General features: G+C 58.8%; 7 protein-coding genes and 1 pseudogene. 6 read left to right on the top strand and 2 right to left on the bottom strand.

Annotated features, from left to right (window positions below; translation table 11 throughout):
- Together AC6FTP_RS22805 and AC6FTP_RS22800 are read right to left on the bottom strand one after the other, a co-directional pair.
- A pseudogene (locus tag AC6FTP_RS22805) lies at positions 1-368 on the bottom strand (A/G-specific adenine glycosylase); the annotation flags it as partial.
- 19 nt (positions 369-387) lie between these two features.
- Positions 388-2,571 (bottom strand): tetratricopeptide repeat protein, encoded by a 2,184-nt coding sequence (locus AC6FTP_RS22800; protein ID WP_497209213.1) that lies wholly within the window; start codon positions 2,569-2,571, stop codon positions 388-390.
- A gap of 185 nt (positions 2,572-2,756) precedes the next feature.
- On the opposite strand from AC6FTP_RS22800, the gene AC6FTP_RS22795 reads away from it, so the two are divergent.
- From AC6FTP_RS22795 to AC6FTP_RS22770, 6 genes are all read left to right on the top strand, one after another.
- Positions 2,757-2,999, top strand: coding sequence for a CDGSH iron-sulfur domain-containing protein (locus tag AC6FTP_RS22795; protein WP_497203273.1), 243 nt, complete (start codon positions 2,757-2,759; stop codon positions 2,997-2,999).
- Positions 3,000-3,026: 27 nt separating this feature from the next.
- Positions 3,027-4,178, top strand: coding sequence for a M20 family metallopeptidase (locus AC6FTP_RS22790; RefSeq protein ID WP_497209212.1), 1,152 nt, complete (start codon positions 3,027-3,029; stop codon positions 4,176-4,178).
- A gap of 389 nt (positions 4,179-4,567) precedes the next feature.
- On the top strand, positions 4,568-5,281 hold the full coding sequence (locus AC6FTP_RS22785) for a L,D-transpeptidase family protein (RefSeq protein ID WP_497209211.1): 714 nt from the start codon (positions 4,568-4,570) through the stop codon (positions 5,279-5,281).
- A 108-nt stretch (positions 5,282-5,389) separates the two neighbouring features.
- Positions 5,390-6,121 (top strand): Ig-like domain-containing protein, encoded by a 732-nt coding sequence (locus tag AC6FTP_RS22780; RefSeq protein WP_497209210.1) that lies wholly within the window; start codon positions 5,390-5,392, stop codon positions 6,119-6,121.
- Positions 6,051-10,316 (top strand): Ig-like domain-containing protein, encoded by a 4,266-nt coding sequence (locus tag AC6FTP_RS22775; protein ID WP_497209209.1) that lies wholly within the window; start codon positions 6,051-6,053, stop codon positions 10,314-10,316. The genes AC6FTP_RS22780 and AC6FTP_RS22775 overlap by 71 nt, the downstream gene beginning before the upstream one ends.
- A 49-nt stretch (positions 10,317-10,365) precedes the next feature.
- The coding region (locus AC6FTP_RS22770) for a Kelch repeat-containing protein (protein ID WP_497209208.1) at positions 10,366-11,651 on the top strand (1,286 nt) is incomplete at its 3' end.

The raw sequence follows: 11,651 nt of genomic DNA, 5'->3' as shown, positions 1-11,651 counted from the left end.
GCCCCCGCCGTGTAGGGGCCAATGCCGGGCAGGCTTTGGATGACTTCTGGATCACGGGGAAACTCACCACCATGCTCGCTAACGATGACTTGCGCGAGGCGCTGAAGATTGCGCGCACGACGATAGTAACCCAACCCCTGCCAGGCGCTCAAAACCTCACTTTCCGAAGCTCCCGCCAGCGTGACGAAATCTGGGAAACGCTCCATCCAGCGTGCATAAAATCCACGCTCCAGGACGGTCGCGATCTGCGTCTGCTGGAGCATGATCTCCGACACCAGAACCGCATAGGGATCATGTGTCCGCCGCCACGGGTAAACCCGCCCGTTCGCACGGAACCACTGAACGAGTGCGCGGGCGAGATCAGCCACGAGAGAGAGATTGCTTGGACTACCTTGCCGACACGGACTTCGGCTCGTTGCCCTTCAGCAGCTTCTCCAGGTTCTCGTCAGGAGTGACGCCCTTTTTTAGTGCCTGCTCATACTCACTGCGCGCCTTGTCCCACTGTGGCGGGTCCCAGGTGGCATAGAGCACAGCGAGATTGAAGTGGGCCTCCCCGTACGAGGGATCAATGGCGAGAGCTGTCTTGAACTCACGTTCGGCGCGCTCGATGAAGTTCAGCTTGGTGGAGATGATGCCGAGGTAGTGACGACCACGGGCATTCTTCGGATTGATTGTGAGGCTCTTTTCAAAGGAGGACATCGCATCGTTCCAGCGGTCCTGTTTAAAGTAAGTAACGCCGAGATGGAAGGCGGCGGTTTCGTTGTTAGGCTCATAGACGAGACACTTTTTCAGCGCAGCTTCGGCCTCAGCATACTTCTGCTCCCGCTCACGCGAGTAACCCAGACCGACCAGCGCACTGGTGTTCTTCGGATCGGCGCGCAGAGCGTCTTCGAAGAGACTCGCCGCCTCAGGGAAGCGTTTGGCACCAAAGGCGTCGTTGGCTTTGCCAAGGATGGCGTCCACAGGATTGGGTTCACTCGATTTCACGGTCGCATCCCCAGGCTTGGAGACACGTGCGATGAGCGTTCCTTGGATGCCATCAGAGCCGAGCAATTCGCGCACGGAAGGATCAGTGAAGAGCTTCTCCTCATCCGGAGTCAGTGAGAGTCGGCTCTGCTTCAGATCTTCGACCTGCTCCAGCAGCTTGGTCGAAACGCCTTCCATCTTCTTGAGTTCGGCAATGACGAGATCTTTCGCCTGCTGCTGGCGGTACTGACTGCGGAGCTGGCGCATGATGATCTCGCGCAGAAGCGTGTTTTCCTTGGCCAGTTCGGGGCTCATGCCGGGCTGGGTTTCCTGAGATTTCTTGAGTTGCAGTGTCAGATCAGCGACCTGGCTCTGATATGCGGCACTCTGCTGCCGCAGCGTCGTGATCTCTCCCTGAAGAGTCGTGAGCTGCGTGCGCAGGCTGGCGATCTCCTGATCTTTGCGGGTGGCATCGGACTTCAGAGTCACGATCTGCTGCTGGGCTGTTTCGAGTTCTTTTTTTAGTCGCTCATTCTCCGCGAGCAGCTTCTTCATCTCCGCCGAACTGGCCGCAGGCGTCTTCTTGGACATGCCATCGATCTGAGTTTTGTATCCGAGCACCTGGGCACTCAGAGAATCGCGCTCCTTCGTGATCGTTTCAGCCTTCTTCTCCGTCTCGCTGAGTGTCATGGCCTTGGCATCACGCTCCTTGATGGCGGCATCTCGCTCGGCCAGGATCTTGTTTCTTTCGGCCTCCACCGTAGCGATGCGCTCGGAGGCATCCGCGAGTTTGACGGAGGCTTCTTTGGCAGCGTTTTCAGCCGCAGCGAGTCGCTGCACGGCCTTCTTGTATTCCACCTCGATGCTGATCTTCTCCTTCGTTAAAGAATCAAGCTGCTGCTGCGTGGCGCGGCCTGCAGCCACTTCGATCTGCATCGCGGCGATGGCTTCATTCTTCGAGGACATCTGCCCTTCGAGGGCCTTCTGCTTCTCACGCGTGGTCGTGATCTCACTGGAGGCCCATTGATACCACTGCTGCCATTTGGAGAGATCTCCCTGCATCTGACCATTTTGTTGTTCGATTGCCGTCATGCGCTGACGGTAGGCGGCCTCCCACTGGGCCAGCGTCTCTGCCAGACTGGGAAATCCACCGGGCGTGCTGCCGGTGGCGACGGGCGCAGGCATCGTCACATTGCCGGGAGCAGGCACAGGAGTTCCCGTTCCGAGTCCAAACACCGTCGGCGCAGCGGCAGGGGCAGGCACCCCACTGCCGACTGCGGGAGCTGGAGCAGCCGCTGGCTGGCTGAGCTTGGCCTGCACACGCGTGATGGATTGATCCGTGAGCGAGCGGCGATTGCTCAGCATACCAGGCTGCCATTCTGGATGCGTCTGTGCCACGGCATCAAAGGCCTGCTTCATCTGCTGGTAGAGCGCGAGAGCACCTTGGAGATTGCCCTCCTGCTCCAGCTTTTCAGCATCGTTCTTCAGCACATAGCCGCTGAAAAATTTATCGGCGGCTTCGTCAGTGCCAGCGACTTGGGCAGGCGAAGAGATCGCGAAAGCGAGCACGGCGAGAGCCAGAATAACGGGGGGGTTAAACTTCATGGGGGAGTGGAATCTAACGGGAAGCTGAATTTTTGTAAATAGGGCTCTGAGAAAAGCTCACACCTCCATTCTCGCCTGCGGAGCGGCAAATTCGGGGCAGATCAATCGTGATCCAGACCATTTTCCTCTGGTAGGGCATCACCGCAGCAGCGTATCCTGAAAGTCAATCATCCCCTTTACCCATCATGGAAGCCCTCCCCAAAGTGTACGACAACAAACCCTGCGCCATCGAACTCGAAGCCGGAGACCACTGGTGGTGCGCCTGCGGCCTCAGCGGTCACCAGCCGATGTGTGATGGCAGCCACAAGGGCACCGGCTTTGGCCCGAAGAAGTTCACCCTGGAGGAAAAGAAGAAGGTCTGGCTCTGCAATTGCAAGCAATCCAAGAACCCGCCCTTCTGCGACGGCACACACAAGACGCTGGCCTAGTCCGCTTTCCTGATTCAAGAGTGAGCCATGCACTCCCTCCCCGCGAACGTCATTGAACTCTGTCAGGCGCTCGTCCGCATCCCCTCGGTGAATCCCGACGGTGATCCAGGGACGTCGCAGACGGGGGAAAAAGCCTGTGCAGAGTTTGTCGGCGAGTTCCTGCGTGCTTGTGGTGCGGAGGTCAGCTTCGATGAAATCGAGCCCGACAGACCCAACATCATCGGCCGCTTTCCCACCGAGCCTTTGCCAGATGGGAAAAGCAAGCCTCGCATCGTCTTCGGACCTCACACAGATACCGTCAGTGTCGGCGGCATGACCATTGATCCCTTCGGTGGCGAAGTGCACGACGACTGCGTCTGGGGCCGTGGAGCCAGCGATACGAAAGGCCCCATGGCCGCCATGCTCTGGGCTCTCCACGAAGCGCGTAAAATCATCCCCACGTTGCCCGTCGAGGTCCACTTCGCCGGCTTCATGTCGGAGGAGAGCGCGCAACTCGGCTCCCAGCACTTTGCCAAACATCACGGGCACTACGATCTCGCCATCGTCGGCGAGCCCACCGATTTAAAAACCGTCTTCCGCCACAAAGGCTGCCTCTGGGCGGACATCCACACCCACGGCGTCGCCGTGCATGGAGCCACGCCCGAGCGCGGCGTGAATGCCATCGTCAAAATGGCCGCCATCGTCCAAGCGCTGGACACGGACTTCCGCGAGCTACTCGTCGAGATGAGTGGAGCCGATGAATGGCTCGGTGCCAGCACGATAAACCTCGGCATGATCAAAGGCGGCACGCGCAGCAACATCGTCGCTGATCACTGCACCTTGCGCGTCGATATGCGCACTACACCAGGCCTGAACCTCAGCGTCGGCGCGCTTGCCGCATTGACACAGTTCGTTCACCAGATCGACCCCACGGCCACCATCGAGCCTTTGCCAGAAACCCTGCCGCTGGACACCGATCCGGCGAATCCCTGGGTGCAAAAGCTCATCGACTGTGGTGCCGCACTCACGGGCGCGCCCTGGTTCTGCGATGCCGCTTTCCTCGCCGCAGAGGGAACCCCGGCCATCGCCATCGGTCCCGGTAGCATCGCCCAGGCACACACGAAGGATGAATTCATCCGCTGTGCCGACCTCGAAGCAGGCGAGGAGTTCTTTGGGCGATTCCTGCGCGCTTTGGCCTGAGTCATTGGGGATTCACTTCTGGAAGCGATACAGCGTGCCCGCTGGAGTCTGCACCCGATTCGATGGGGTTTGGAGTCGCGCGCACGAGCAGGTGATGCGGGAACTCCCCGACGAGGGCTCTGACATGATTGGGGAGCGTGACAAAGCCAGCCCAAATTCAGACAAGCTTTCCCTTCGCGAAACGAGTGACATTTCCTCTCCCGCTCGCCAGAATGCATCTGCCACTCAAAGTCATGTCTGCCCCCACTCGCTCATCACGCCTCAGACAGTTTGCACTGATCCTGGTCGCTGTGGCGTTGGCTTGGCTTTCCAGCCAGTGGCCGACTTCATCTCATATCCGTGATGAATCTTGTACTGACTGCCTGCCTCTCCCCGATCTTCGTTCCTTGATGCTCCCCGCCGCGAAACTCCCCCTACCCTACCCCGCTCCACCAGCCCCTGGCGTGTGGGACACCTGGACTGCTGAGCAAAGGCTCGCAGATGTCGCCCAGCGCGTGCGTCCCCGGCTTATTCAGGAATTAACCCAGCGCCCCCTCACCCTCGGAGCCCCCGTTTACCTCCGCGCCTTCAAAGAAGAGCGAGTGCTCGAACTCTGGCTGCAATCCAGCCAAGGCTGGGAACTCTGGCGCAGCTATCCCATCGCCGCCGCCTCAGGCCGACTCGGCCCCAAGCTCCGCGAAGGCGACTCCCAAGTGCCCGAAGGCTTCTACACCGTCACCGCGCGCCAGATGAACCCCGCCAGCAAGTATCATCTCGCGTTCAACATCGGCTACCCGAACGAGTATGACCGGCACCACCAGCGCACCGGCAGTTTCATCATGATCCACGGTCGCGACGTCAGCATCGGCTGCCTCGCCATGACTGATCCCGCCATTGAGGAGATCTTCCTCCTCGTGCAGGTCGCCCTGGAAAAAGGCCAGCCCGCAGTTCCCGCACACTTCTTCCCCTTCCACTTCACCGAAGAGCAGCTCAAGTCCGCCGCTGGCGATCCTTCAGAAGCCTTCTGGCGTGACGAACTCCTCCCCGCCTGGCAGCACTTCGAAACCAGACACGAAGTGCCCGAAGTCCAGATCGTTGAAGGCCGCTACCAGCTCAGCCACTAACGTCGGGAAGCCTGACACCGAAGGTGTCACCAAAAAATTCTTGTCATCAGGCTCAAAATTCGCTCTAACGGTCGCTGCCTAATTCTGGATTCATGATTGCCTGACGTCGTGCTGACTCTCATTCCATCTTTCAATGCCAAAAAGGTAGGGCGCTTGCTCCCGCAAGCGCCGCTGCTTGATCTCACTCGCCCGCCCGCCGAAGGCTCATCCATCACAGAAGGCGGGCTCAGGACAGCCCTCCCTACCTTCTTCCCGGCACTGGCGGCGGCTTTTCTCCTGCTCTCCACACTCGTTCATGCCACCCCCACTCAGCTCGGTGATCTCGATGACGACGGTGTCTTCACAGCCAATGACCTTGCCATGCTGGTCGGGCACAGCTCAGGCACGACTCCACTTCTCCCGAATCTTCAGCCCTTTGCTGACCTGACGCTGGATGGCTTCATCAACGATGCCGACAACGACGTTCTGGTGAGCCTCATTCTGGAAAGCAGCACTCCGCAAAACCTCCCACTCGCCACCGTCCGTGAGGTCAGCCCGGCCACCGGCGAAGGCGATGTAGCGGTGACACGCGAGACGGTGGTGCATTTCTCCATGCCGCTGGCTCTGAGTGCCGCGCTGGATACGACCCAGTTCTATGCCGAGTTCGGCGCTCGCAAGATGCTCTCCCGCGTAGAGATTTCCTCCGACCGCAAAAAAGCCACGCTGTTTTATCTCGAACCTCTGCCCTCGAATGCGCGCGTTCAGGTCACCCTCGCGCCGACGGCCTTGAATGACTTGGTCGGCAGACCGGTGGACTTGGATGGCGATGGCACGGCAGGCGGCACCTACACCCAGCTTTGACACGCTGAGCATCACCCCCGTGGCAGGCACCGCCATCAGCGGGCGTGTCTTCGCCAGCGAGCCCGGCCAGGGAGCAGGAGGTGCAACAGTGGATGTGCCGCTGGCTGGCGTCACGGTCACTGTCGATGGCGCAGAAGAGACCCTGCGCACCACCACGGATGCCCAGGGGAATTTCACGCTCAATCCCAGCCCGGCGGGCAGTTTCTTCGTCCACGTCGATGGTCGCACCAGCCCGCAGAGCAGCTACCCGAATGGCAACTACTACCCCAGCGTCGGCAAGCGCTGGGAGGCGCTCGCAGGCCGCACCGACAATCTCTCTGGCAACAGCGAGGATACCAGTCGCGGCACCATCTATTTGCCAAAAATTCTCGCCAATGCGCTTGAAACCGTCAGCCAATCTCAAGATACGAAAGTGGATTTTCCACCCGCCATCCTCGCCGACAATCCAGAGCTTGCTGGCACGGAACTGGAGGTCCCCGCCAACAGCCTCTTCGCCGATGACGGCACGCGCGGTGGTCGTGTCGGTATCGCCCCCGTGGCCCCGGACCGCCTGCCCAGCCCGCTGCCACCCGGCCTGAATCTGCCCATAGTCATCACCATCCAGACGGATGGAGCCACCAACTTCGACCGCCCCGTCCCCATCACCTTCCCGAACCTCCCTGACCCCGTCACTGGCGAAAAACTCCCGCCTGGAGCTAAGTCCGCCCTCTGGTCTTTCAATCATGACTTGGGCGACTGGGAAATCATTGGCCCAATGACCGTAACGGAGGACGGTAATTTTGTGAAAACCGATGCCGGGGTGGGCGTGCGGCAGCCGGGGTGGCATGGGACGAGGCCAGGAACGGAGGAAGAGGGTCCTGATGAACCGCCTGATAAAAAGTGCCCCAAACCAGATATCAACCCCTGGGAATTTGCACTCGATACAGCCGACACCGTTGGGAACTGCATTGCTGAGTTTGTGAAGGTCGGCAAAGTGGTGAAACGCATTTTATCTCTGGTCAGCAAAGTGCGGGAGTACAAGGACACGATTCAGGATATTGTCGCCGATCTACAGAATGGGCGTGCCAACTGTCTTGTCGCCAGAGGGATGCTCATCAAGGCGGAGGAAGAAATGGGGGAATTAGAGGAAAGCCTTCTGGAAGGCAGTGAGTTTGTCAATCCACTAGCCAAGATCATGACGGCTCTGGGATGTGTAGAAGACACCATGGACCTGCTGGAGCCGCTCTGTGAAGGTTTGGATGATCAGCCTGAATGCTTTGGCAGGGTTGCCGCGGGCGCTTGCAATCTTCGCTCCGGGCTTGGCTCCAAGGCTGGGCAACTCAAGGGCTACTATGAGGTCGTGCAAAGCGCACTTGGTGACATCGCTCTGGCCCCGGTCCGTATTCTTCTTCAGCGTGCGGCCTCGCGGCTGGATCAGAAATGTGGCGCAGGAAATCCGCCGCCACGTCGGAGGTCTAAATTCAATACATTTGGCCCGCTCGACACATCAGATGCCGCCATCATGTCCGATCTGATCCAAGCACTTGATGGCTTGTCGGGGCTTGATCAGTTGCCCAGAGGGGATCGAAGCAAGGATCTTGATGTGATCGCGAGAGAGACAGCGCGAGTGGGTGGCAGCCTCGGAGACGGTTACATTGCCGTGGAAGGAGCGATCAGGAATGCCTACGCCCGCATCGACTTCGACCAGAACACCCAAAGAACCCGCACATCATCTACAGGTAGACTGCGCCTAATATTGCCTCCTGAGACTTTTTTCACGATTCAGATCTACGATCCTAAAAGTAGAAGAATCGGCCGCCAGACAGGGCTTACTGGCTCCAACGGCACATCTTCCAAATTGCATGGCACAGCCATGACCTTTGACGGTTCCGTGGATGCAGATGGAGATGGGCTGGGAGCGGCCAGCGAGAGTGTGATTGGCACCAACCCCGCCAACTCCGATACTGATGGTGACGGCATCAGCGATGGAGCCGAGGTCCAGCAGGGCACGAATCCGCTCAATGGCTTCATCGCCACCACGGGCATTATCGCTTCCGTCCCTACCACAGCACCTGCCACGGACATTCATGCTTTAGACAATGTAGCCGTCACGGCCAATGGCTCCAACGGCATTAGCGTATTCAACGTGCTCAGCGGTCTGAACCCCACACGCATCGCGGATGTGGACACTCCAGGTCTGGCGGTGGCCGTGGCTGGCAATGGTGACTATGTGGCCGTGGCTGATTACCTCAGCGGACTCGCCATTGTGGACATCACCAATCCGACGGCTGTGAGGCTCAGCGCACAGGTGAATGTGGGTGCGTCGGTTCAATCCGTGGCGGTGAGCGGTGGTCTGGCCCTGGCAGGAACCACCACCGGCCAGATCGTGACGGTCGATCTGGCGACGGCGACCGTTCTTGGGCGGGTAAACCTCCCTGGCGGGGCCGTCATTCAGGATCTGACCGTGTGGCGGGACACGCTGTATGCCCTCCAGGTGGGCAAGCTCACCGCGCTGGACCTCAGCACCCTCGCGATCCAGGGCTCGCTGAACCTCAGCGGCAGCATGGGGGCCGGGCAGCGCCGCTGGCGTCTCTTTGCGGGTGAGGGCACACTCTATGCCGCCCATACCAGCGGCTTTAACATCGTGGACACAGGCACGAATCCCAGTGCGCCGACACTGGTTCAGAACTTCAACACCTCCCAATTCGGCTGGAAGCAGATCGTGGCGAACGGCTCCGGCCTGGGCATCGCCGCCGTTAGCCCGAACTCCACCAACGACGGACCGCACAACATCGACCTCTACACCCTCGGGGCAAACCAGCGCACACCTGCCTTTGGCACCACCTTTGAGACCCCGGGTCTGGCCGCTGCAGTGTCCATCTACAACGGTCTGGCCTATGTGGCCGACAGCAGTTCAGGTCTCCAAGTACTCAGCTATCTTCCCTATGACAATCAGGGCCAGGCTCCCACCATCAGCCTCAGCTCTAATTTCAGCCTGAACACCACCGACAAGACCGGCACGGCAGAGGAAGGCAAGCTGATGCGCCTGTCCGCCAACGTCACGGATGATGTGCAGGTGCGAAATGTCGAGTTTTACGTGGATGGGCAGTCGCTCATCACGGATGGAAACTACCCCTTCGAGCATCGCTTCCCCACACCGGCCATCAGCGCTGGCAGCCCCACTTTCAAAGTGAAGGCCAAGGCGACCGACACAGGTGGCAATGTGGCCTGGAGTGATGAATTCACTATCACCCTCGTGCCGGACGCCACGCCGCCGCAGGTACTGGCGGTCAGCCCTGGGAACAATGCCATCACCGGAGCGCTCACCAGCCTCTATGCCAGCTTCAACGAACCCATGAACCCTTCCACCCTCGGGGCTGGTTTCATCCTGAAGGAGGCTGGACCTGACAAAGCCCATGGAACAGCGGACGATGTGGTGCGCACCGGAGAGATCAGCTACCGCGAGAACACCCGCACCGCCTTCATGGCCTTCGCCAGCCCTGGATTGCAGCCCGGGCTCTACCGCATCACCCTCCAGACACCGGCGGCGGATGGTGCAGGCAATAGCTTCGCCACGCCGTTCGTGAGCAGCTTCCGCGTTTATAATGCCTCCCTGGACACGGATGGCGACGGCGTGCCGGACGAATATGAAAGCCTGCTCGGACTGAATCCGACCAAATCCGACACCGACAACGACGGCATCCTGGACGGCAACGAGGACTACGATAACGACGGCCTCAAGAACAGCGCCGAGTTTTATCTGCAAACGAACCCCCTCATCGCTGACACCAACGGCAACGGCATTTCTGACGGCAATGAAGACAGCGATCTCGACGGCCTCAAAGACGGATTGGAGGCCCAATACGGCACGAATGCCCTCTTGGTGGACACCGACGGAGACGGCTTCGACGACGCCACAGAGATCGCCGAAGGCAGTGACCCCAATGTGGGCGGCAGCCAGAAGCCTCTGACCCGAGTGCGTAGCGCCATGGTTTCCATTCTCAATGCAGCGGCTGAGCCAGCACCTGCCAATCTGGCTACCACAGCTGCCAGCGCCACAATCACTTACCTGAACTCCACCACTGAGCCTCTGCCCAGCAACTTGGCCAATTCAGCAGCAAGCAAGGCGGTGTCTTACCTCAACGCAGCCACCGAGCCCCTACCCGCCAGCCGCGATGCCCAGTCCGGCCAGGTCAGTTATCGCAACAATCCCTGAGTCCACCGATCCACCTGTCTCAAACAACCCGCCATCCCGCCCACAGCTTATGAATACCCAACACCTCATCCGCTGGCTGATCCTCCCGGCCTGCTTCCATCTGACGCTGGCCTCCGCCCAAAACACCGACCTCCCCTACAGCAGCGGCTCCACAGGTGCGGACGGGCCACTGACCTTCGCCAAACTGTTTTCTCAAACACGGTATTATCATGCGATGGCTTATGATGCAGCACGGCAGCAAACGGTTCTCTTTGGTGGTGCTAGTGGAAGCCCAAGTAACGACACCTGGGTGTGGGATGGTGTGAACTGGATACAAAAGAGCCCGGCCACTTTGCCCCCAATCAGACACCACCACGCGATGGCTTATGACAGTCAGCGACAGAAGGTCGTCATGTTTGGGGGATACAACAATCAAATAGGGCTTTCAATGAATGACACCTGGGAATGGGATGGCACCACTTGGACTCAGATAACGCCAGCCACTTCACCCACTGCCAGATACCAACATGCTATGGTCTATGATGCCGCGCGACAGAGAGTGTTACTGTTTGGGGGATACAACAATCAATTAGGGGTTTCAATGAATGACACCTGGGAATGGGATGGTGTGAATTGGGCCCAAAAAAGTCCAGCTACCTCACCAATTGTAAAGTATGGACATGGGATGGCTTATGACAGCAACAGGCAGCGTGTGGTTTTGTTTGGAGGCAGTAATAACAACAATCATACTTGGGAGTGGGATGGCACTAATTGGGCACAGAAATCGCCTTCCACGATACCGACTGGTCAATCCACTATTGCTATGGCTTACGATAGTGTCCGACAGAAAGTGATCATGTTTGGCGGATCGAGCAATCCCAACAACATCACCTGGGAATGGAATGGCACGAACTGGACTCAGCGCTCTCCAGCTACCGTCCCTGATGGCAGATACTCACATGCCATGGTCTTTGATTCAGTGCGTCAAAAAATCGTCATGACGGGTGGGATAGTGAGTGGTTACGGAAACCAAGAAACTTGGGAATGGAACGACACGGACTGGTCATTAGTGGCAGGTCCAACCCGGACCTTTGACATGACCGGACGCGCCAATGGCATCTGGAACTTCACGAGTATCGAGATCCCAGCGGGCGTGACGATTATTTTCAAGAAGAACGCAGCCAACACACCCGTCACCTGGCTAGCCACTGAGAATGTGGACATTCAGGGAACGCTAGAATTAAGTGGTGCCGGCTACACAAGCTCTAACACGCCTGGAAATGAAGCCAAGGGTGGGCCAGGTGGCTACGATGGCGGATTGGGTGGCACCAGCTTCCAAGTCGCTGGTACATACAA

The organism is Prosthecobacter sp. (assembly GCF_044378005.1).
Taxonomy (GTDB): Bacteria; Verrucomicrobiota; Verrucomicrobiia; order Verrucomicrobiales; family Verrucomicrobiaceae; genus Prosthecobacter.
Note: the sequence above shows the minus strand (reverse complement) of the source record. Positions and strands in the feature narration are given on the sequence as shown.